We start from the raw sequence: 20,166 nt of genomic DNA, 5'->3' as shown, positions 1-20,166 counted from the left end.
CAAACGGGAGAGCAGCATGTACGACATGTATCCGGCCAACTGGAAGGTCGTCGACGGACGCGAGCGCAAGGCTGCCCGCCGTCGCCGTCCCGCCCCACGCACGCCTGAGACCCAACCAGTCCAAGAGGCCATGAACCGCCGCGACAACGGGGGAGAACCCAAGAAGTGAGCACCAACAAGTCGTTCAAGCTGGCCGTTGTCGGTGGCGACGGGATCGGTCCCGAGGTCACCGCCGAGGCGCTCAAGGTCCTCGACGCGGTCAGCGCGAACTACGGCGTCACGTTCGAGCGCACGGAGTACGACCTCGGCGCGAAGCGCTGGCACGAGACCGGCGAGACGCTGCAGGACGCCGAGCTCGAGGAGATCCGCGGCCACGACGCGATCCTGCTCGGCGCGGTCGGCGACCCGACCGTGCCGTCCGGGGTGCTTGAGCGCGGCCTGCTCCTCAAGCTCCGTTTCGCACTGGACCACTACGTGAACCTGCGCCCGTCGAAGGTCTACCCGAGTGTCGGCTCGCCGCTGGCCAACCCGGGCGAGGTCGACTTCGTCGTCGTCCGCGAAGGCACCGAAGGCCCGTACACCGGCAACGGCGGCGCGCTCCGGGTGGGCACGCCGGCCGAGATCGCCACCGAGGTCTCCGTCAACACGGCGTACGGCGTGGAGCGGGTCGTCCGGGACGCGTTCGCCCGGGCGCAGGCGCGGCCGCGCAAGAAGCTCACGCTCGTCCACAAGAACAACGTCCTCGTGTACGCCGGTCACCTCTGGAAGCGGACCGTCGACGCGGTCGCGACCGAGTTCCCCGACATCACCGTCGACTACCTGCACGTGGACGCGGCGACCATCTTCCTGGTCACCGACCCGGCCCGCTTCGACGTGATCGTCACCGACAACCTGTTCGGCGACATCATCACCGACCTGGCCGCCGCGATCAGCGGTGGCATCGGGCTGGCCGCGAGCGGCAACATCAACCCGGACAAGACCGCGCCGAGCATGTTCGAGCCGGTGCACGGCTCCGCGCCGGACATCGCCGGCCAGCAGAAGGCGGACCCGACGGCAGCGATCCTGTCCACCGCCCTGCTCTGCGACCACCTCGGCCTGACCGAGGCGGCCGCGGCGATCGAGGCGGCCGTCACGGCCGACATCGAGGAGCGGACCGGCGCCGCCCGGACGACTTCCGAGATCGGTGACGCCATCGCGAAGCGCGCCGCGGGCTGACAACGGAGGCTCGCATGACCACTTCCTCAACAGGTACGGTGCGCTTATGAGCGCGGATTTGCAGTTCACCGTTGAGCCAAACACCCAACCGGCCAGCGACGACCAGCGCGCCCAGATCCTGGCGAACCCAGGGTTCGGGCAGTACTTCACCGACCACATGGCGATCGCCACCTGGACCCGGGACAACGGCTGGCACGACGCGAGGATCACCGCCTTCGGACCGCTGGAGCTCTCTCCGGCGACCTCGGTGTTCCACTACGCCCAGACCATCTTCGAAGGGATGAAGGCCTACCGGCACCCTGACGACTCGATCCACATGTTCCGGCCCGAGGCGAACGCGGCGCGGTTCAACCGCTCCGCGAAGCGGCTCGCGCTGCCGGAGCTGCCCGAGGAGGCCTTCCTCGACTCGCTGCGCAAGCTGATCGAGATCGACAAGGCCTGGGTCCCCACCGGCGGCGAGACCTCGCTGTACCTGCGGCCGTTCATGTTCGGCTCGGACCCGTTCCTCGGCGTCCGTCCGTCGGCCCAGGTCACGTACTGCGCGATCGCCTCACCGGCCGGCTCGTACTTCGCCAAGGGCGTGAAGCCGGTCCGGATCTGGCTCAGCGAGGAGTACACGCGAGCCGCCCCGGGCGGTACGGGCGCAGCCAAGACGGGTGGCAACTACGCCTCGTCGCTGCTCGCCCAGGCCGAGGCCATCGAGCAGGGCTGTGACCAGGTCGCCTTCCTCGACGCGGTCGAGAAGAAGTGGGTCGAAGAGCTCGGCGGGATGAACCTGTACTTCGTCCTCGACGACAGCACCGTCGTCACGCCGGAACTGTCCGGCACCATCCTCGAGGGCATCACCAGGGACTCGATCCTGAAGCTGGTCACGGATCTCGGCTACACCGTCACCGAGCGCAAGATCTCGATCGACGAGTGGCGCGACGGGGCGGCGTCCGGCCGGATCCAGGAGGTGTTCGCCTGCGGTACCGCCGCGGTGATCACCCCGGTCGCCTCGCTGAAGTGGAACGGCGGCGAGGTCCAGGTGGCCGACGGTGAGGGTGGCAAGGTCACCGCAGCCGTCCGCTCGGCCCTGCTCGACCTGCAGTACGGTCGCGCCACCGACACCCACGGCTGGATGACCAAGGTCTGCTGAAAGCCAGCGCAGGAGCCCCGGCGAACCTCAGAGTCGCCGGGGCTTCTTGCTGGGCGGCTGCGCCCGGCGGCAGACGACGACCGCGACCAGCCAGACGGCTGCAGCGACGTAGGGGGCCCAGGTCGCCGAGACCCCGACCATCTTGGGGCCCCGATCAGCGAGGATGACGCCGGTGGCGATCAGGCCGGCGACGGCCAGCACCATGGCGGCCTTGTCGTCGGGCGGGATCACCAGCAGGGCGATCGCGGCCACCACGCAGAGGAACACCATCAGAACGCCGGCGCCTCCGGTCGGCGAATGATCCTGACCGGGAATCACCCCGGTCAGCCCGAAGCCACTGGCCTTGTAGGCCTCGTGCCCGGGCGATCCCTGGAAGGTGAACCAGGTCGGCGCCAGCACCAGGAGCGCGGCGATGCCGCAGGCAACCGATGCCAGCCGGAACGGGGATTGCTTCATCGTGTCCTCTCGACCCAGCGGATTTCATCAGGATCCTCTCAGGCCCCGGCCGGGGCCGGCCCGGTAGGGTCGAAGGACTGGCAGCCAGTCGAAGGCGAGGGTATGAGCGGCTTTCCGGATGAGGTTGAGGCGTACTACGCGGAGCTGGCCGAACAACGCGGCTGGCAGCCGGACACCGTGCGGGCCTATCGGGCGTCTGTGGAGCTGATCCGCGACCTCGACCGGGGGACCGGTGCCCGCACCTTCGGGGCGCGCGCGGACGAGTACGGCACGGACTGGCTGTTCGAGGCGGTCTGGCACGAGCGTGAGTGGGTCATCGTCCGGCAGTTGCAGGTCGGCGAGGACGGCAACGTCTTGCGGTACTGGTGGCAGCGGCTCGAGGACGAGGACGGAGCGCTCACCGAGGAAGGGCTGAACCGCGACGAATGGGGTCTTCGCCCGCTCAGCCGGGAAGACTTCTACGCGGCCTGGGACGACCCGGGGTGGTCGCTGACCGCGTAATTCAGTACTCCGGTGAGCGACGTAGTACAGGCTGACGTACTGGATGTTCGCTTTTCGAGACAATCGGCCGCGCGCCGGAATTCCTATGGCAGACTGCCAAATGTCATGAAGAGCTACCAGATCATTATCGACTAGCGCGCTCAGCCAAGCAGCACCTGAGCGCGCAGACCTCTCGCACTTTGCGGGAGGTTTTTTGTTTGCCTGAAGCCCCCACCGGAAGGCGATTCCGTGAGCACAACCGACGAGTTCCACGTCTACGACACCACCCTGCGCGACGGCGCGCAGCAGGAGGGTCTGGCGTTGTCAGTGGCCGACAAGATCGCCATCGCCCAGCACCTGGACGACCTGGGTGTGGGCTTCATCGAGGGCGGCTGGCCGGGCGCGGTGCCCAAGGACACCGAGTTCTTCCAGCGGGCGCGGACCGAGCTGCACCTGCGGCACGCGACCTTCGCCGCGTTCGGCGCCACCTGCAAGCCCGGTACGCCGGCAGCCGACGACCAGCAAGTCGCCGCCCTCCGCGAGTCCGGCGCGGCCGTCGTCACGTTGGTTGCCAAGAGCCACGACGCGCACGTCGAGCGGGCCTTGCGGACGACCCTCGACGAGAACCTGCGGATGATCGCCGACACCGTCCGGCACCTGCGTGAGCACGGCCAGCGGGTCTTCCTCGACACCGAGCACTTCTTCGACGGCTACCGCGCCAACCGGGCCTACGCGCTGGAGGTGGTCCGGGTGTCGGCCGAGGCCGGCGCCGACGTGGTCGCGCTCTGCGACACCAACGGTGGAACGCTTCCGCGCGAACTGCAGGACGTCGTCCGCGACGTCCTCGAGAACACCGGCGCCCGCCTGGGCATCCACGCCCACAACGACGGCGGCTGCGCGGTCGCCAACTCGATCGCCGCGGTCGAGGCGGGCTGCACGCACGTACAGGGCACCATCAACGGCTACGGCGAGCGGACCGGCAACGCCGATCTGCTCGCGGTCGTGGCCAATCTCGAACTCAAGCGCGGGATGGAACTGCTCCCGCCCGGACGGCTCGCCGAGTCGTACCGGATCGCGCACGCGATCGCCGAAGTGACGAACGTGCCGCCGTCGACCCGGCAGCCGTACGTCGGGGTGTCAGCCTTCGCCCACAAGGCGGGACTGCACGCCAGTGCCATCAAGGTGGATCCCGATCTCTACCAGCACACGGATCCGGCCCTGGTGGGCAACGACATGAGGATGCTCGTCTCGGAGATGGCCGGCCGGGCGAGCGTCGAGCTGAAGGGCCGCGAGCTCGGCTTCGACCTCGGCAACGACCGCGACCTGGTCAGCCGGGTGACGGACCGGGTGAAGGAGATGGAGTCGCGCGGCTACACGTTCGAGGCCGCGGACGCGTCGTTCGAGCTGCTGCTGACCGAAGAGGTCGCGGGCGAACGGGTCAGCTTCTTCGACGTCGAGTCGTGGCGGGTGATCACCGAATCGCGCGCCGACGGTGAAGCGGTCTCGGAGGCGACGGTCAAGCTCGTCGCCGGTGGCGATCGCGAGATCGTCACCGGCGAGGGCAACGGCCCGGTGAACGCGCTCGACCACGCCTTGCGGGCGGCGATCGAGCGCGCCTATCCGGTGGTCAACAAGTTCGACCTGGTCGACTACAAGGTCCGCATCCTCGACCAGGGGCATGGCACGGACGCGGTGATCAGAGTTCTGATCGAGACGGCTGACGGTGAGGGTTCGTGGCTCACCGTCGGGGTCGGCCACAACATCATCGAGGCTTCGTGGGAGGCGCTGGTCGACGGCGTCACCTACGGTCTGCTTCGTCACAAGGAGGTCGTGCGATGACCACGCTGGCAACCCTGGAACCGGTCGGCTACGTAGTACCGGAACGGATCCTCACCACCTTCACCGCGCAGGTGGTCGAGACCCGCGGCCTGCTCGCCCGGATCGCGGTCCAGCTCAACCCGTACGACGTCCGCGAACTCCAGCTGTGCCTGGAGACCAGCACCCTGCGCATCGTTGTCGAAGGCAACGGCTTCGACGCCGGCCGGGTCGCCGCCCGCCTCGACAAGATCATCGGCGTCCTCGAGGTCAGCTACTGCTGAGGCTTGCGAAGAAGGTCGTGATGTCGGCGGCCAGTGCTTCGGGGACCTCCATGGCGGAGAAATGGCCGCCGTGGTCGAATTCGGTCCATTGGTGGACGTCGAACAAGTACTCGACGTGAGCCCGGACGGCCAGGGTGATGTCATGCGGCATTACCGCGACGGCGATCGGTGCTTTGCAGATCGGTGGCGCGATGCCGGCGGTTTCCTTGGTGAGTCTGGCGGCTGAGCCGGCCGTGCCGGTGAGCCAGTAGAGCGAGATGTTGGTCAGGATCTCGTCCGGGGAGATCTCCGACTCCGGGTCGGTCCACTCGGTGTACTTCTCGGCGATCCAGGCGAGCTGGCCGACGGGGGAGTCGGTCAGGGCGTACGAGATCGTCTGCGGACGGGTCGCCTGCAGGGACTGGTACGCCGGGCGGTTGGCGATCAGCTGCTTGATCCGGTCCAGCCGCCGGGTGTCCTCCTCGTCGAGGTCGAAGGTCACGCCGGCCGGCGGCGGGCCGGGCAAGTAGGTGAGGTGGACGCCGACCACGTTGTCGGGTGCGATGCCGGCCAGCGCGCGGGAGATCCCGGACCCGAAGTCGCCGCCGTGGGCACCGTACCGGTCGTAGCCGAGGCGGTTCATCAGCTCTGCCCAGGCCTCGGCGACCCGGGGGACGCCCCAGCCCTTCTCGTGCGTCGGGCCGGAGAATCCGAAGCCTGGGATGGAGGGGATCACCAGGTGGAAGTTCTCGCTGAGTGGCTCGATGAGCTGCTCGAACTCGAGGAACGAGCCCGGCCAGCCGTGGGTCAGGATCAGCGGCAACGCATCTTCTCGGGCTGATCTCACATGCACGAAATGAATCCGTTGCCCGTCGATCTCGGTGGTGTACTGCGGCAGCTCGTTGAGCCGCGCCTCGTGTTTGCGCCACTCGAAGCCGGTCGCCCAGTACTCGGCCAGCTCCTTCACTCTGGCGAGCGGGATCCCGTAGTCCCAGCCCACGCCGGGTAGCTCGTCGGGCCAGCGGGTGTGCTTCAGGCGCTGGGTCAGGTCGTCGAGGTCGGCCTGCGGTACGTCGATGGTGAACGGCTCGATCATCATGCTCTCCTTTGTTGGTGCGACCAACGATAGCTCGCAATTGTTGGTCGCGCCAACAATAAATATAGACAGGCTGAACTGGACAGTCTGAACTGAAGAGTTTAGAGTCGAAGGCATGGAGATCTCGGAGTCCGCCGCGCTCGCGGCCAGCGAGGTGCGGGTGACCTTCGGGCGCCTTCGCCGGCGGCTGAGGGCCCTGGCGGCGTCCGATGATCTGACGCCTTCGCAGGAGGCGGTGCTGAGCCGGCTCGACAAGCACGGCGTGGCCTCTGCCAGCGATCTCGCTGCTGCCGAGCGCGTCCGCCCGCAGTCGATGGCGGCCACCGTCGCGGTCCTGGTGGAGCTGGGCTTCGTCCAGCGGACCCCCGATCCCGACGACGGTCGCAAGCAGCTGATCTCGCTGACCACGGCGGGTGTCGAGCGGTTGCAGGGCGATCGACAGGTCCGGCAGGAATGGCTGGCCGCGACCTTGCAGGAGAAGTGCACCGAGGAGCAGCGGCAGACCATCATCCAGGCGCTCGCACTGTTGGATGAAGTGACCCAGGCGTGAGCTCTGCGGGTTTCGATCGGAAGTTGATCGCGCCGATGATGCTCGGCTCGATCCTCAACCCGATCAACTCGTCGATGCTGGCGGTCGCGCTGATCCCGATCGGCGCTGCTTTCGGCATCCCGCCGTCCCAGACGGCCTGGCTGGTCACGGGCCTGTACCTGGCGACGGCGGTCGGCCAGCCAGTGATGGGCAAGCTCGTCGACACGTACGGACCGCGCCGGCTCTACCTGATCGGCACCGCATTGGTTGGGATCGCCGGGCTGATGGGCGCGCTGGCCCCCAATCTCGGCTTCCTGATCGCCTCGCGGGTACTGCTCGGCTTCGGTACTTCGGCGGCGTACCCGGCCTCGATGTCGCTGATCCGGAGCGAGGCCGACCGTACCGGCCAGGAGAGCCCGACCGGCGTGCTGAGCGCCTTGTCGATCGCCAACCAGGTGATCGCGGTGATCGGCCCGACGCTCGGCGGCGTACTGATCGGGGTGGGTGGCTGGCATCTGATCTTCACGATCAACGTGCCGCTGTCGATTGCTTGCGTCTTGCTCGGTTGGTTTTGGCTGCCTCGGCGCGCTACCGGCGTACGGGCTGGGCAGCGGTTGGACTATGCGGGGATCGTGTTGTTCGCGGCGATGCTGGTGTCGCTGATGGTCTTCTTGATGCTGCCTGCCGTGTCCCGCTTGTACCTGCCAGTGCTGGCGATTGGCTTCGGCGCGGCCTTTTCCCGGCGGGAGCTTCGTACGCTGGAACCGTTCATCGACTTGCGTGTGCTGGGCGGCAACGCGCCTTTGCTGGCGACGTATGCGCGGCAGGTGCTGTCGTTCGTGGTCAGCTATTCGTTCCTGTACGGGTTCGCCCAATGGCTGGAGGAGGCGCGCTCGCTGAGCGCCTCCGCGGCCGGGCTGGTGCTGTTGCCGATGTCAGGTGCCGCGATCGTGATCACCGCGATCACGGGCCGGCGGGCCCAGGTACGGGGCAAACTCGTTGCCGGGAGCATCATCTTGCTGCTCGCCGCCGCCGGCCTCCAGCTGGCCGATGCGGGGAGCGCTCTCTGGCTGCTCGTCGCCCTCGGCGTCACGGCCGGCTTTCCGCAAGGACTCAACGGTCTCGCCAACCAGAACGCGCTCTACCACCAGGCGGATCCGGCCCGGATGGGCTCGTCGGCCGGCCTGCTCCGTACTGGCACCTACCTCGGCGCGCTCATCGCCGCCGCTGCCAACGCCACCTTCTTCAAGACCGGCGCCTCGACCACCGGCCTCCATCACTTGTCGTTCTTCCTCCTGATCACCAGCTCTCTGCTGCTGCTCATCACCGCCTTGGACCGCTCCCTCCGCCGGATCGGCCAACCCACCTGAAAGGCCTCTCGTGGCGCTCACCACCCTCGACCCGAAGACCGCGCTCGTCGTCATCGACCTGCAGAACGCCGTCGTCGCACTCCCCGGTACGCCGTTGTCCACCGCCGAGGTGGTCGCCCGTTCGGTCGAACTGGCCAACGCCTTCCGCGCCAGACAGCTCCCCGTAGTACTGGTCCGCGTCGACACCACTCCTGCCGACAGCCTCCCCGGCCGCACCGAACGCGTCCGTCGGTCCGGCGGCACACCGGCCGAAAACGCAGCCCAAATCGTCGATGACCTGGCCGGCCACCCCGAGGACATCGTCGTGGTGAAGCGCAACTGGGGCGCCTTCTACGGCACCGACCTCGACCTCCACCTTCGCCGCCGGGGCATCACCCAGATCGTCCTCACCGGCGTAGCCACCAGCATCGGCGTCGAATCCACCGCCCGCGCCGCCTACGAACACGGCTACAACATCACCCTCGCCACCGACGCCATGACCGACCTCAACGAGACCGCTCACCGCAACAGCCTCGACTGGATCTTCCCCCGCCTAGGCGAATCCGGCACCACCACCGAAGTACTGAACCTGCTGGCCGAAACCCACAGCTGAGCCAGATCAAGGTGACTACTTCAGTCCTTGCGGAGTACCAGGATTCGTTGGCCTAGCTGGACGACGCCGGCGGCGGACTCGACGCGCTGGCGGGACCCGGGGGTCGAGAGCCGGCCGTGTTCGGCGCCGTCGGTGATCCAGGCGTAGCGGTCGCTCTTGGCGCCCACCGCGTCGACCACGGTGGTGCGTGAGATCGCTGTGTCGTTCGAGAACTGTTCGATGCTCAGATCGACTGTCTGTCCGCGTCCGGCGAGGTTCACCAGCTTGCCGGTGACCGTGTCGGCCACTGCCCAGGCGTCGACCGATCGATCGCGGTCGCGCTGCTCGACCGCGACGTACCGGCCGCCGAAGCCGCCGTTGAACCAGTTCACGGACCAGTCGTCCTCGATGGGGACCTCGCGTACGGTGCCGCTCCCGGGGTCGAGGTAGACGGCCTTGGTGTCGTAGAGAGCTCGCGCCTTGCCGTCGACGACGTCCAGCGACTCCTGGCCGTTGGAGCGGCCGAACTCGGTCTGCCACGGTTGCCCGCCCGCGAGCGGAGTTCCCTTGGCCAGCCGACGGCCGAGCTTGGTGTAGCCGAACTCGACGAAGCTCTTGCCGGCGACAACGAAGTCGTTGCTCTTGACCTGTACGGTGGCCGCCACCTGGCCGGTGCGCGCGTCGAGCACGGTGACCGGCGCCGATTCGGAGTCACCGCGGATAACGATCCAGTCGGATCGGGGTACCCAACGCCTCGGGTTGTAGGAGCTCTGTCCACCTGACCCGGCGGTCGCCTCACCGGAGTAGGTCCAGAGTTTCTTGCCGGTCTGTACCTCGACGCCAGTCGTCGTCTTGTCGCCGCTGAACACGACGACATCGCCGTTCGTGGTGAACGGCTCCTGCTGCCCGACGTCCTGCTGCCAGCGGGTCTTGCCATCGGCGAGCGAAACGACCGAGGCCTGGTTGTCGCCATACAGAAGGACAGCATCCGTTCCCAGCTGCTGCGACCGGACCGTGCCTGAGCTGCCGAAACTGTTCTTCCACACTTCGCGGCCATCGGAGATCGCACGACCCTGCACCGCGTGAGTCTTCTGGTTCAGCAGGACCGCGAGCTGGTCGTCCGCCGCGATCAGGCGTGTGTCCGATCCGGACTCCCAGCCCGCCGATCTGATCGGCGGGACGCGGACCACGAGGATTCCGGCCGCGACGACGGCTACGGCGGCAACCACCGCGGCAGTTCGCAGTACCGGCCTGGACCGCCAGGTGGCAACGATCAGCGCGACGGCAGCGATCGCCAGGGTGGCGATCCAGGCGGACCAACCCCAGTCGAGGACGATCGTCAGGGCCGCGGCGGCTACGGCCACCGCGAGAACGACGAGTGCCGCGGTTCGCTTGGGCATTTTGGTCCTCACTGGGCGATGTGTGGGACCGCAAGCATGCCAAACCGGGAGGTCCGGGGAACCACGGGAGGCGGTTCCCCGGACGCTCGAGGCTCAGTCCCAGCTCAGGCCGCCGCCCGATTGGTACTCGATGACTCGGGATTCGAAGAAGTTCTTCTCCTTCTTCAGGTCCATCATTTCCGACATCCAGCCGAACGGGTTGCGGGTCTCGCCGAAGATCGGGGCGATGCCGATCTGTTCGGCGCGACGGTCGGTGACGAAATGCATGTACTGCTCGCACAGGTCCGCGGTGAGGCCGAGCATGCCGTTGGGCATGGTGGCACGGCCGTACGCGACCTCGAGCTCACATGCCTCGGTCAGCATCTGACGGACCTCGGCCTGGAACTGCGGGGTCCACAGGTGCGGGTTCTCCTGCTTGATCTGGTTGATGCAGTCGATGCCGAAGTTCAGATGGATCGACTCGTCGCGCAGGATGTACTGGTACTGCTCGGCGATGCCGACCATCTTGTTGCGCCGGCCCAGCGACAGGATCTGCGCGAACCCGGTGTAGAACCACATGCCCTCGAAGACCACGTAGAACGCGATCAGGTCGCGCAGGAAGTCCGTGTCCGATTCCGGCGTACCGGTCTTGAAGTCGGGGTCCTCCAAGTGCTGTGTGTACTTGAGCGCCCACGCGTCCTTGTCGGAGATCGACGGCACCTCGCGGTACATGTTGAACAGCTCGCCCTCGTCCAGCCCGAGCGACGTGCAGATGTACTGGAAGGTGTGCGTGTGCACGGCCTCCTCGAACGCCTGGCGCAGCAGGTACTGCCGGCACTCGGGGTTGGTCAGCTGGCGGTAGACCGCGAGCACGATGTTGTTCGCGACCAGCGACTCCGCGGTGGCGAAGAAGCCGAGGTTGCGCTTCAGCATCAGCCGCTCGTCCTCGGTCAACCCGTCCTTCGACTTCCACAGCGCGATGTCGGCCTGCATCGAGACCTCGGTCGGCATCCAGTGGTTGTTGCACCCGGCAAGGTACTTGTCCCAGGCCCACTGGTACTTCAGCGGCAGCAGCTGGTTCACGTCCGCCCGGGCGTTGATCATCGCCTTGTCGGTGACGTCGATCCGGGCCGCTCCGAGGGTGATCTCACCCAATCCTGTGGTCGTCACTGGCAGGCCTCGCAGTCAGGGTCTTCGATTGAGCAAACGGCACCTGTGGGTTCAGGTAGCGCGACTGGTACTGCGTTGAGCCGGCCGTCCGTGCCTTGCAGCGTGGACTTCTCGACGTGCGTGGCCGACTGGGAGCGCAGGTAGTACGTGGTCTTGAGCCCGTACCGCCAGGCCGACCGGTACAGCTCGTCGAGCGCCTTGCCCGACGGCGCCGTCATGTAGAGGTTGAGCGACTGTGCCTGGTCGAGCCACTTCTGCCGGCGCGACGCGGCCTTGACCAGCCACAGCGGGTCCATCTCGAACGCGGTCGCGTACAGCTCCTGCAGGTCGGCCGGGACCCGGTCGATCTGGGACAGGATGCCGTCGTGGTACTTGAGGTCGGAGACCATCACCTGGTCCCACAGCCCGCGCGCCTTGAGGTCGGCGACCAGGTACGGGTTGGCGACGGTGAACTCGCCGGACATGTTCGACTTCACGAACAGGTTGCGGTAGATCGGCTCGATCGACTGGCTGACCCCACAGATGTTGGAGATCGTCGCGGTCGGCGCGATCGCCAGCACGTTGGAGTTGCGCATGCCGTCGCGGAGTACCTTGCCGCGCAGCGCGTCCCAGTCGAGCTGCTTGCTCGTGTCGACGGTCAGATCGCCGTTGCGCGCCTGGCGCAGCAGCTCGAGCGAGTCGATCGGCAGGATGCCCTGGCTCCACAGCGAACCCTCGTACGTCTGGTACCGGCCGCGCTCGGCCGCGAGGTCGCTCGACGCCTCGATCGCGTGGTAGCTGATCTGCTCCATCGAGCTGTCGGCGAACGCGACGGCGGCGTCGGAGCTGTACGGGATGCGCAGTGCGAAGAGCGCGTCGGCGAAGCCCATCAGGCCGAGGCCGACCGGGCGGTGCCGCTGGTTCGCGCGCTCCGACTCAGGTGTGGTGTAGAAGTTCACGTCGATCACGTTGTCGAGCATCCGGACGGCCGTCTTGACGGTGCGCTTCAGAAGCTCGGCGTCGAGACCGGTGTCCGTCAGGTGGGCGACCAGGTTGACCGATCCCAGGTTGCAGACCGCGGTCTCGTCGACGGTGGTGTTCAGGGTGATCTCGGTGCACAGGTTCGACGAGTGCACGACACCGTCGTGCTGCTGCGGCGAGCGCAGGTTGCACGCGTCCTTGAAGGTGATCCACGGGTGACCGGTCTCGAACAGCACGGTCAGCATCCGGCGCCACAGGTCGACGGCCTTGACCCGGCGGAACACCCGGATCTCACCCTGGTCGGCCTTGCGCTCGTAGCTCTCGTACGCCGTCTGGAACGCTGTCCCGTACAGGTCGTGCAGATCCGGCACCTCGTCGGGCGAGAACAGCGTCCAGTCGCCACCGGATTCGACCCGCTGCAGGAACAGGTCGGGCACCCAGTTGGCCGTGTTCATGTCGTGCGTGCGGCGACGCTCGTCACCGGTGTTCTTGCGCAGATCGAGGAACTCCTCGACGTCCATGTGCCAGGTCTCGAGGTACGCGCAGACCGCGCCCTTGCGCTTGCCACCCTGGTTGACCGCGACGGCGGTGTCGTTGGCGATCTTCAGGAACGGTACGACGCCCTGCGACTCGCCGTTGGTGCCGCGGATCTTGGCGCCGATCCCGCGGACCGGGGTCCAGTCGTTGCCCAGACCACCCGAGTACTTCGCCAGCAGCGCGTTGTTGCGGATGCCGGCGAAGATGCCGGACAGGTCGTCGTCGACCGTGGTGAGGAAGCAGCTCGACAGCTGCGGGCGGGTCGTACCGGAGTTGAACAGGGTCGGCGTGCTCGACATGAACCGCATCGAGCTGAGCAGCTCGTAGAACTCGATCGCGCGGTCCTCGCGGTGCTCCTCCTTCAGCGAGATGCCCATCGCTACTCGCAGGAAGAACGCTTGCGGCAGCTCGAACCTTGTTTTGTCGATGTGCAGCAGGTACCGGTCGTACAGGGTCTGCAGGCCGAGGAAGGCGAAGTTGAGGTCGCGCTCGGGCTTGATCGCGGCAGCCAGCTTGGCCAGGTCGAACGTGGCCAGCTCGGGGTCGAGTAGGCCCGCGTCGATACCGGTCTGGATGTACTGAGGGAAGTAGTCGACGTACGCCGTGGCCATGTCGGCCTGGCTCGCCTGCCGCGCTTCACCGTGCACCCGGCCGAGCGTCTCGCGACGGATCTGGTCGAGCAGGAGGCGTGCAGCGGCGTAGCTGTACTCCGGTTCCGTCTCGACGTACCCGCGAGCCGCCATCACCAGGGCGAGCTCGACCTCATGCTGCGCGATGCCGTCGTAGCAGGAGCCGAGCGTCTCGTCGAGGATCAGCTCGGCATCCACGGCGTCGAGGCCCGCCGCTGCCTCGGCGACGATGACGCGGAGCCGGTCGACGTCCAGGGGAGTGGTGCTGCCGTCGGCGGCGCGGACGTTGATCACGGGCCGGGCGGGTGTGTTGTTCGTGCTGTCGCTGGTGCTCAGCTCGGCCGCGTTCTCCGGCGTACGGGCTTTGGCGCGCTCTTCGCGGTACAGGACATAGGCGCGCGCGACCTGGTGCTCGCCGGCCCGCATCAGCGCCAGCTCGACCTGGTCCTGGATGTCCTCGACCTGCACGCTGTGCCGGCCGCGGCCGGTCAGCGCGTCGACCACCTTGGCGGTGAGGTCGGCGATCAGGTCGCGGACGCGGTGGCTGGCGCCGGCCTCGCTGCCCTCGACGGCGAGGAACGCCTTGCTGAGGGCGACCGAGATCTTGGTCGGGTCGAAGGCGGTGCTGTTGCCGTCCCGGCGGACGACGGTGAGCTGGTTCGGGGGTGCGGCCTGGGCCGCCTTGCCCGCAGAAACGATGGTCACAAGCGCTCTCTCCACGCGAGTCTCTTGACGACCGGGACCCCGGGGAAGCGCACGACGAGTTCCCGCACCAGAGCCGCGCAGCCCGCTCTACCCGGCGCCACCCGCGGCGCGGCGCCATCGCACCGACCCACTGTGCTGCGCCGACCGGCCGGTGGTGCACCGAGTTGCTGGGACTTCCTCGCCGGTGCGGTACACCGGCGTTGCACGACCTGTCGCTTGCTCGCCCTGCGACCCGCCCTCGAGGTCTCGGACAGCGCGTGCCGGCGGCACGCGCACCGGTCGCAGGTATTCGGGCTCACGGGACTGCTTCATCCGCTTACCGCTGCGGGGCAGCCCCGGATTTCCACCGGGTTCCCCTGTCGACCAGTGATGTGACCTTAACCCGCTGAACCCCACATCTAGTGTCTCGACGCGCCGCGTGTCGCACATCTTGTGTGAAAAACGCATCTCGGGTGCGATGTCAAGTTTGGCGCAGCGGCTCCGACCCGGTACCGGGAGTCGTCAACGAGGAGCTGGTATGAACGAGTTATTGCAGGAGCAGGTTGTGGACGCGATCGAGGGTCTGGTGGCGTCGGGTGCGGAGAACGGCGTGCAGGCCGCTGTCTATCGCCGGGGCGAGTTGATCGTGGATGCCGTGGCGGGGATGGCCGCTCCCGGTCGGCCGGTTGCGTCGGACACGCTGTTCTATGCCGCGTCGACGGTGAAGGGGGTGACGTCGACCGTCGTCCATGTGCTGGTGGAGGAGGGGGTGTTGTCGTACGACACATTGGTGGCTTCGGTGTGGCCGGAGTTCGGGGCTCATGGCAAGGAGGGGACGACGATCCGGCATGTGCTGACGCACTCGGCCGGCGTACCGGCGGTGCCTGCGGATCTGACGTTGTCGCGGTTCTGCGATTGGGAGGCGATGTGTTCGGTGATCGCTTCGCTGGAGCCTTGGTGGGTGCCGGGGGAGCGGGTGGGGTATCACGCGGTCACCTTCGGCTTCATCCTCGGCGAGGTCGTCCGACGAGCGACCGGCTCACCGATCTCTTCGGCGCTGGCATCTTTGGTTGGCGAGCCGCTGGGGATCGCGGGGGAGTTGTACTTCGGCGTACCGGCCTCTGAACTCAAGCGGGTGGCGCACTTCGAGGACGACCCGGCCGGCGCGGCCATGTTCGCTTCGTTGCCGCCGGACTTTCCGCTCTTCAAGTCGGGCCCGCGATCGCTGTTCCCCAATGCGGCTCTGGCCAACAACACCGCCGTGACGATGGCCGACATCCCGGCCTGGGGGACGGTCACCGCTCGAGGTATGGCTCGCATGTACGCCGCGCTGATGTCCGAAGTCGATGGCGTACGTCTGCTGTCGCCTTCCCGTCTGCAGGAGATCTCAGCCCTCTCCACCACCGGCCTGGACGAGATGACCGGCGGCCCGGCGCAGTACGGCCTCGGCTACACGATCGGCCAGCTCGGCATGCGCCCTGCTCCACCGACTGTCTTCGGCATGGTCGGCATCGGTGGCTCTGCCGCCTACGCGGACACCGCCACCGGGATCTCGGTAGCCGTCACCAAGAACCGCTTCAACCCCACCGAAATCAACGCCTTCGACCAGGTCTGGGACCTCGCCACCAAACTGCTCTCCTGACAGCCGACCCTCTGGCCGCCCGAGGGTTTGGGAGCGGATCGGGTGGGCGGTGTGACGGTTGGCCTGGTCGCCGAGGCGCGCTCCTGAGCGGTGGATGGAGCGGCCTCCGCCTCGACGACCAGGGATCGGGGGTGTGCGGTCAGGCCGCCAAGGCATGGAGGTCTTGGAGGGTCATGATCTCGGAGCCGTGGTGGATCAGCTCGCGGTTGAGGCGCAGGACCACGTGGCCGAAGGGTTCGGCGGCGTCCAGTTCTGTCGCCTGGCTCAGGCCGACGGTCATGGCTTGGTCCTCGTCGAGGTTGGCGATGGAGTCTTGCCAGGCTTCGACCCAGTGGGTGAGCCAGGCGACGGCGTCCTGGGCGTTGCCGTGGAGGGTGATGTCGGCGCGGCCTTGTCGGCTCGCGCCGAAGGTCCACTCCCAGCGCTCGAAGAACGTCTCGGTCAGGTGTGCGATCAGCCAGGCGATCGTCCGCGGTCCGCGATGGTCCGGCTCGTCCGGCCATTGCGCCACCCATTCGCCCGACCCGAGCGACCTGAACCGCCCCGCGTACTGCCGGCGGACGACGGTCAGCGCCTCACTGCTCGGCCGCCAGAAGTACTCCTCGTCGGTCAGCGCCGCCAACCGCCCGGACAACACCATCCAGCTGAAGCCGAGCTGCCCGCGCACCATCGCCATCGCAGACGGCCGCTGCAAGATCTCCCAGTCGAACGGCTCCGGCATCACAGATCCTCACACTCCCCGATTTGGTCCAACGCTCGAACATGTGTTCGAATTGTTCAACGCCGGGAGCCAGAAAGTCAACCAGGACAGCGTGTTGGTGCTGGTGTCACTGGTAGCGATCTGCTAGCCGCCCGGCGTGAAGCGCTGGTGAGAGGGAGGTGAAAGACATGTCGCTGATCGTTGGTTGTCGGCCCCGTCGGGGACGGGGCCGACAGACTCTTCCCGCGACCCGACTTGTCCTGGGACGAGCGGGAGAGTGGGGTTGAGTAGGAGATTGGGGTTGAGCGGGACAGCGGGGTTGACCAGGTCAGTCGGCCGGTCTCGCCGGGGCGGACGGGACCGGTCGGTTCGGCGACTCGACCCGGGTGTCGGAGGCGGGGCTGGCGAAGCGGCGTTCCAGGAGGGTGAAGGCGTCTATCAGTTCGGGCGCCTCGTACACGCGGTTCCGCCGACCGTCGGTGAGTTCGCGGAGTACTGCGCACTCGGTCAGGCGGGCGAGAGCCTGGTTGGCTGCCTGTTGGGAGCGGCCGATGAGTTCGGCGGCGGCTGCGAGGGTGAGGACGGGGGCCGCGGGCAGGGTTTCGATCAGCAGGTCGACGGCCGAGCCGGCGCGGACCGGGGCGGCTCGCTCGCGCCAGGCGGTCTTGAGGTCCGCGGCGGTGCGTTCGAAGCGGGCGGCCTCGGCGGTCGCATGACTGCAGGCGGTGGCGAACATGAGCAGCCATTCGTTCGCGGCACTCCGGGCGCGGGCGTTGGTCGCCTTGCCGGTGTGGCGGAAGGCGGTGAGCGCTTCGACGTACTGGGTTGCGTGTGTGGCAAGCGATAGCGACACCGGAGGCACGCTGCGTTCGACGAGACCCTCGGCTCGTAGTACCAGGTGGATCAGTGCGCGCCCAGTGCGACCGTTGCCGTCGGCAAAGGGATGGATCGTCTCGAACTGTGCGTGCGCGATGCCGGTCTTGGCCAGCACCGGCAGCGGTGACTCGCGGATGAAGGTCATCAGGTCCGCGAGTAGTTCGGGAACCAGATGCGCCGGCGGCGGCACGTAGTACGCCTCGGCCGGAGATCGCCCACCGATCCAGTTCTGCAGATAACGCACCTCACCCCCGAACTCCGGATTCGGCGAATGCGCCATCAACCGCCGATGCGCCTCCAGCACATGCTCGACCTCGAGCTTGTCCCCGATCCGCACCGACTCGGTCACCCACACCATCGCGTCGACGGCCCCCAACACTTCTTCGGCCGTCACATCATGATGCCGCCCACTGTCCCGCAACGCCTCAGCCTTGAGCAGCCGCCGAGCCCCCACCACCAGTCCCTCGATCTGCGAAGACCCCACAGCCTCAGCCCGCAACAACAACCGAGCCAACGCCTCACTGTTCGTCAGTACGGCGGCAGTCGCATCCAACCGCCCCAGATCCCCAGCCGCGTCCTCCAACGCAGCCAGCACCTCATCACTGAGATCGAACTCCCGCCCAACCAACGGATCCGGAAAATACAACTCATACGACCCACCCAGCCGCTCAGCCCGGGTGAACCCATCCGGGTGCCCCGGCCACCGATGCAACTCAACCCTGGCCACACCCTTATTCAAGCTTATCCAACAACCTTGAACAAGAGCTCACACCAGCTTGCTAGCCGAGCTTCCGGTGGGAAAGGAGAGCCGGCCGACGAGGTCGAGTGCGGTGAGGAAGCCGTTCCACTGCTGCGCTTGCGATGCACTCATGCTCGGCTCCGCTCGGTCCCCAAGGCCGGTACTGGGGTTCGGTGTTGGTCGAAGGCCGTCTAGGTACTCGCTCCATGGGATCGCGGGGCTGGTCAAGGCTGTCTGGTGGAGGTCGGGGAAGAAGGCCGGGCCGAGCATCGGGAATCCGAACAACTTGATCGGCCGGCCTACCGGTTATCTGGACGCGGCCGTGCTCTACGACTCGGCGCTGACCTGCGACGAGCCCAGCGCCGACTGTGGGGCGACGATCGAGATCTGGCCGTCGGCGAAGGATGCGACCGATCGCGCCGCCTACATCCAGAAGAATCTGAAGGAGATCCCGATGCTGGGCACGGAGTACGACTACACGTTCGACTCCGCCCTGCTTCGCGTCAACGGCAAGCTCAAGCCGTCCACAGCCACCAAGTTCAACGCGCTGTTCGGCGGGACGCCCTACACGCCCTGAAGCAGTTGGTCGCAGAGGTCTGCGAGTTGTTGGCGGAGTGGGCGGGCGCGGTCGGCGAAGGTGCGTTGGGCCGCTGCGTACTGCGCTTTGCCGGCTGGGGTTTCGATCTCGACGGGGGAGTAGCCCAAAGTGGCGAAGTCATACGGGGACGCGCGCATGTCGAGGGTGCGGATGTCCTTGGCCAGTTCGAAGCAGTCCAGTAGCAGAGAGCTGGGGGTGAAGGGCATCAGTTTGGTGGACCACTTGTAGAGGTCCATGTTGGCGTGGAGGCAGCCGCCCTGCTCGAGGGCGGGTTGGGACTCGCGTGTTGGTTGCAGGATGTTCAACGGCCGGGCCGGGGTGGTGAAGAAGCGGAAGGCGTCGAAATGGGAGCAGGCGATCTTGCTCGACTTCACGACCTGGTCGGTGCCCTCGGCGCCCAGCCGCAACGGCCAGTCGTGGCGGATCTCGTCGGAGCGAAAGACCATGGCCCATTCGTGCAGGCCGAAACAGCCGAACTGGGGCTGGCGGGAAGCGGTTGCTGACAGCAACTTTCCGATCCAGGCGATGCTGTCGGCGCGCCGCGTGACCTCGGCCGGATCCAGTCGCGCGACGTCGTCGGCGTACAGGTAGCCGCGTTTGGCCTCGTAGGACTGGGCGCCGCGCAGGCCGACGCCGGGGCCGGGGTGCCAAACCCGCAATTGCTTGGGGCGGGTGGGGTAGTAGGTGAAGAGGAAGTCCTCGACCGGGTGCTTCTCGCCGCGGCGCCGGCGGTCCAGGTGATCGGCCAGCAAGGCATCCACCCGACTTGCATGTGCTTCCTGCAGCGGCTGCCAGTCAGCAGGGTCCAGTACGACGGTCATAGGTCCAGGGAGAAGGCGTACAGGTCGACACCGGGGCGGGGGGACCAGTCGCGTTCGGGGAGGCGGGTGAAGCCGAGGCGGCCGTACATGCGGTGGGCTGTGGTCATGTAGCTGGCGCTCGACAAGACGACACGGTGAAAGCCCAACTCGCGGCTGCGATCCACGCAGTGCACAGATAGAGCGGTACCGATGCCGCGCCCACGGGCCGCAGCGGAGACGCCGAGCATCCGGAACTCGCCCTCCCCGTCCCGCCCGATCTCGCCGTAGACCGAGCCGGGTACACAGAAAGTCACCGTGCCCAACAGATCTGTACCGTCCACAGCCACCCACAACTCCGCCTTCGCGGCGCGGTCGGCCGCGTTGCGCAGGGTCAGCCCGTAGTCGGATCCCTTGGGGATGAAGCCGTCCGCGTCGTAGGCGTCCACGGTCAGCGAACCCACGTCCTCGTACTCCGCGGGCCTGGCCAGCCGGATGTCAGTCGTCACCGTGTAACTGTCT

General features: G+C 67.1%; 20 protein-coding genes and 1 riboswitch. Of the genes, 11 read left to right on the top strand and 9 right to left on the bottom strand.

Translation table 11 applies throughout. The features are described from left to right. Positions 1-16 precede the first annotated feature (16 nt). The 3 genes from ABD768_RS17170 to ABD768_RS17160 are packed head-to-tail and all read left to right on the top strand — an operon-like array spanning position 17 to position 2,353. Positions 17-169, top strand: coding sequence for a hypothetical protein (locus ABD768_RS17170; RefSeq protein WP_343963662.1), 153 nt, complete (start codon positions 17-19; stop codon positions 167-169). Continuing rightward, complete coding sequence (locus tag ABD768_RS17165) at positions 166-1,215, top strand: 3-isopropylmalate dehydrogenase (RefSeq protein WP_344841615.1); 1,050 nt, start codon at positions 166-168, stop codon at positions 1,213-1,215. Before ABD768_RS17170 ends, ABD768_RS17165 begins: the two co-directional genes overlap by 4 nt. A 46-nt stretch (positions 1,216-1,261) precedes the next feature. Continuing rightward, complete coding sequence (locus ABD768_RS17160) at positions 1,262-2,353, top strand: branched-chain amino acid aminotransferase (protein WP_343963656.1); 1,092 nt, start codon at positions 1,262-1,264, stop codon at positions 2,351-2,353. Positions 2,354-2,380: 27 nt separating this feature from the next. Here the strand turns inward: ABD768_RS17160 and ABD768_RS17155 are convergent, their stop codons facing one another. Continuing rightward, complete coding sequence (locus ABD768_RS17155; RefSeq protein ID WP_344841613.1) at positions 2,381-2,809, bottom strand: hypothetical protein; 429 nt, start codon at positions 2,807-2,809, stop codon at positions 2,381-2,383. A gap of 102 nt (positions 2,810-2,911) precedes the next feature. On the opposite strand from ABD768_RS17155, the gene ABD768_RS17150 reads away from it, so the two are divergent. The 3 genes from ABD768_RS17150 (at position 2,912) to ABD768_RS17140 (ending at position 5,388) form a co-directional block, all read left to right on the top strand. Beyond that, positions 2,912-3,310 carry a hypothetical protein gene (locus tag ABD768_RS17150; protein ID WP_344841610.1) on the top strand — a complete coding sequence of 133 codons (399 nt, stop codon included), beginning with the start codon at positions 2,912-2,914 and terminating at the stop codon, positions 3,308-3,310. Positions 3,311-3,538: 228 nt separating this feature from the next. Next, the gene (gene cimA, locus ABD768_RS17145; protein WP_343963647.1) at positions 3,539-5,128 is read left to right on the top strand and encodes a citramalate synthase; all 1,590 of its coding nucleotides are present in this window, start codon (positions 3,539-3,541) and stop codon (positions 5,126-5,128) included. Continuing rightward, on the top strand, positions 5,125-5,388 hold the full coding sequence (locus ABD768_RS17140) for a hypothetical protein (RefSeq protein ID WP_343963645.1): 264 nt from the start codon (positions 5,125-5,127) through the stop codon (positions 5,386-5,388). The genes cimA and ABD768_RS17140 overlap by 4 nt, the downstream gene beginning before the upstream one ends. Here the strand turns inward: ABD768_RS17140 and ABD768_RS17135 are convergent. Then, the gene (locus tag ABD768_RS17135; protein ID WP_344841608.1) at positions 5,375-6,463 is read right to left on the bottom strand and encodes an epoxide hydrolase family protein; all 1,089 of its coding nucleotides are present in this window, start codon (positions 6,461-6,463) and stop codon (positions 5,375-5,377) included. The genes ABD768_RS17140 and ABD768_RS17135 overlap by 14 nt on opposite strands. Before the next feature lie 115 nt (positions 6,464-6,578). On the opposite strand from ABD768_RS17135, the gene ABD768_RS17130 reads away from it, so the two are divergent. The 3 genes from ABD768_RS17130 to ABD768_RS17120 are packed head-to-tail and all read left to right on the top strand — an operon-like array spanning position 6,579 to position 8,954. Further along, positions 6,579-7,013 carry a MarR family winged helix-turn-helix transcriptional regulator gene (locus tag ABD768_RS17130; protein WP_343963641.1) on the top strand — a complete coding sequence of 145 codons (435 nt, stop codon included), beginning with the start codon at positions 6,579-6,581 and terminating at the stop codon, positions 7,011-7,013. Next, the gene (locus ABD768_RS17125) at positions 7,010-8,362 is read left to right on the top strand and encodes an MFS transporter (RefSeq protein WP_344841607.1); all 1,353 of its coding nucleotides are present in this window, start codon (positions 7,010-7,012) and stop codon (positions 8,360-8,362) included. Before ABD768_RS17130 ends, ABD768_RS17125 begins: the two co-directional genes overlap by 4 nt. Positions 8,363-8,372: 10 nt before the next feature. Continuing rightward, positions 8,373-8,954: an isochorismatase family protein gene (locus tag ABD768_RS17120; RefSeq protein WP_344841605.1), complete on the top strand. Its 582-nt coding sequence runs from the start codon at positions 8,373-8,375 to the stop codon at positions 8,952-8,954. 20 nt (positions 8,955-8,974) lie between these two features. Here the strand turns inward: ABD768_RS17120 and ABD768_RS17115 are convergent, their stop codons facing one another. The 3 genes from ABD768_RS17115 to ABD768_RS17105 form a co-directional block, all read right to left on the bottom strand. Continuing rightward, on the bottom strand, positions 8,975-10,333 hold the full coding sequence (locus tag ABD768_RS17115; protein ID WP_344841603.1) for an outer membrane protein assembly factor BamB family protein: 1,359 nt from the start codon (positions 10,331-10,333) through the stop codon (positions 8,975-8,977). A 93-nt stretch (positions 10,334-10,426) separates the two neighbouring features. Next, a complete protein-coding gene (locus ABD768_RS17110; protein WP_425552031.1) occupies positions 10,427-11,482 on the bottom strand; it encodes a ribonucleotide-diphosphate reductase subunit beta in 1,056 nt (351 codons plus the stop codon). Next, positions 11,479-14,313, bottom strand: a complete 2,835-nt coding sequence (locus ABD768_RS17105) for a ribonucleoside-diphosphate reductase subunit alpha (RefSeq protein ID WP_344841602.1) — start codon at positions 14,311-14,313, stop codon at positions 11,479-11,481. The genes ABD768_RS17110 and ABD768_RS17105 overlap by 4 nt, the downstream gene beginning before the upstream one ends. Positions 14,314-14,576: 263 nt before the next feature. After that, a riboswitch (cobalamin riboswitch) is annotated at positions 14,577-14,714 on the bottom strand. Positions 14,715-14,830: 116 nt separating this feature from the next. Here ABD768_RS17105 and ABD768_RS17100 point away from each other — a divergent pair. Beyond that, positions 14,831-15,934 (top strand): serine hydrolase domain-containing protein, encoded by a 1,104-nt coding sequence (locus ABD768_RS17100; protein ID WP_344841600.1) that lies wholly within the window; start codon positions 14,831-14,833, stop codon positions 15,932-15,934. A 139-nt stretch (positions 15,935-16,073) separates the two neighbouring features. Here ABD768_RS17100 and ABD768_RS17095 read toward each other — a convergent pair whose 3' ends face one another. Both ABD768_RS17095 and ABD768_RS17090 read right to left on the bottom strand, forming a co-directional pair. After that, positions 16,074-16,655, bottom strand: coding sequence for a DinB family protein (locus tag ABD768_RS17095; protein WP_344841598.1), 582 nt, complete (start codon positions 16,653-16,655; stop codon positions 16,074-16,076). A gap of 307 nt (positions 16,656-16,962) precedes the next feature. After that, positions 16,963-18,237 carry a Fic family protein gene (locus tag ABD768_RS17090; protein ID WP_344841596.1) on the bottom strand — a complete coding sequence of 425 codons (1,275 nt, stop codon included), beginning with the start codon at positions 18,235-18,237 and terminating at the stop codon, positions 16,963-16,965. 298 nt (positions 18,238-18,535) lie between these two features. Between ABD768_RS17090 and ABD768_RS17085 the strand changes: the two genes are divergently transcribed. Next, positions 18,536-18,826 carry a hypothetical protein gene (locus ABD768_RS17085; RefSeq protein ID WP_344841594.1) on the top strand — a complete coding sequence of 97 codons (291 nt, stop codon included), beginning with the start codon at positions 18,536-18,538 and terminating at the stop codon, positions 18,824-18,826. Here the strand turns inward: ABD768_RS17085 and ABD768_RS17080 are convergent. Further along, positions 18,814-19,668, bottom strand: a complete 855-nt coding sequence (locus tag ABD768_RS17080) for a 3-methyladenine DNA glycosylase (protein WP_344841592.1) — start codon at positions 19,666-19,668, stop codon at positions 18,814-18,816. The genes ABD768_RS17085 and ABD768_RS17080 overlap by 13 nt on opposite strands. Next, positions 19,665-20,153, bottom strand: a complete 489-nt coding sequence (locus ABD768_RS17075) for a GNAT family N-acetyltransferase (protein ID WP_344841590.1) — start codon at positions 20,151-20,153, stop codon at positions 19,665-19,667. Before ABD768_RS17075 ends, ABD768_RS17080 begins: the two co-directional genes overlap by 4 nt. Positions 20,154-20,166: the final 13 nt, after the last annotated feature.

The organism is Kribbella ginsengisoli, from assembly GCF_039537185.1.
Classification (GTDB): Bacteria; Actinomycetota; Actinomycetes; order Propionibacteriales; family Kribbellaceae; genus Kribbella; species Kribbella koreensis.
This window is presented reverse-complemented; position numbering and strand designations above follow the sequence as displayed.

What these genes read in the sequence shown, in the direction of transcription:
- ABD768_RS17170 (WP_343963662.1), top strand. Translation starts at nt 17, where the DNA reads ATGTACGACATGTATCCGGCCAACTGGAAGGTCGTCGACGGACGCGAG.
- ABD768_RS17160 (WP_343963656.1), top strand. Translation starts at nt 1,262, where the DNA reads ATGAGCGCGGATTTGCAGTTCACCGTTGAGCCAAACACCCAACCGGCC.
- ABD768_RS17155 (WP_344841613.1), bottom strand. Translation starts at nt 2,809, where the DNA reads ATGAAGCAATCCCCGTTCCGGCTGGCATCGGTTGCCTGCGGCATCGCC.
- ABD768_RS17150 (WP_344841610.1), top strand. Translation starts at nt 2,912, where the DNA reads ATGAGCGGCTTTCCGGATGAGGTTGAGGCGTACTACGCGGAGCTGGCC.
- ABD768_RS17140 (WP_343963645.1), top strand. Translation starts at nt 5,125, where the DNA reads ATGACCACGCTGGCAACCCTGGAACCGGTCGGCTACGTAGTACCGGAA.
- ABD768_RS17135 (WP_344841608.1), bottom strand. Translation starts at nt 6,463, where the DNA reads ATGATCGAGCCGTTCACCATCGACGTACCGCAGGCCGACCTCGACGAC.
- ABD768_RS17130 (WP_343963641.1), top strand. Translation starts at nt 6,579, where the DNA reads ATGGAGATCTCGGAGTCCGCCGCGCTCGCGGCCAGCGAGGTGCGGGTG.
- ABD768_RS17115 (WP_344841603.1), bottom strand. Translation starts at nt 10,333, where the DNA reads ATGCCCAAGCGAACCGCGGCACTCGTCGTTCTCGCGGTGGCCGTAGCC.
- ABD768_RS17100 (WP_344841600.1), top strand. Translation starts at nt 14,831, where the DNA reads ATGAACGAGTTATTGCAGGAGCAGGTTGTGGACGCGATCGAGGGTCTG.
- ABD768_RS17095 (WP_344841598.1), bottom strand. Translation starts at nt 16,655, where the DNA reads ATGCCGGAGCCGTTCGACTGGGAGATCTTGCAGCGGCCGTCTGCGATG.
- ABD768_RS17080 (WP_344841592.1), bottom strand. Translation starts at nt 19,668, where the DNA reads ATGACCGTCGTACTGGACCCTGCTGACTGGCAGCCGCTGCAGGAAGCA.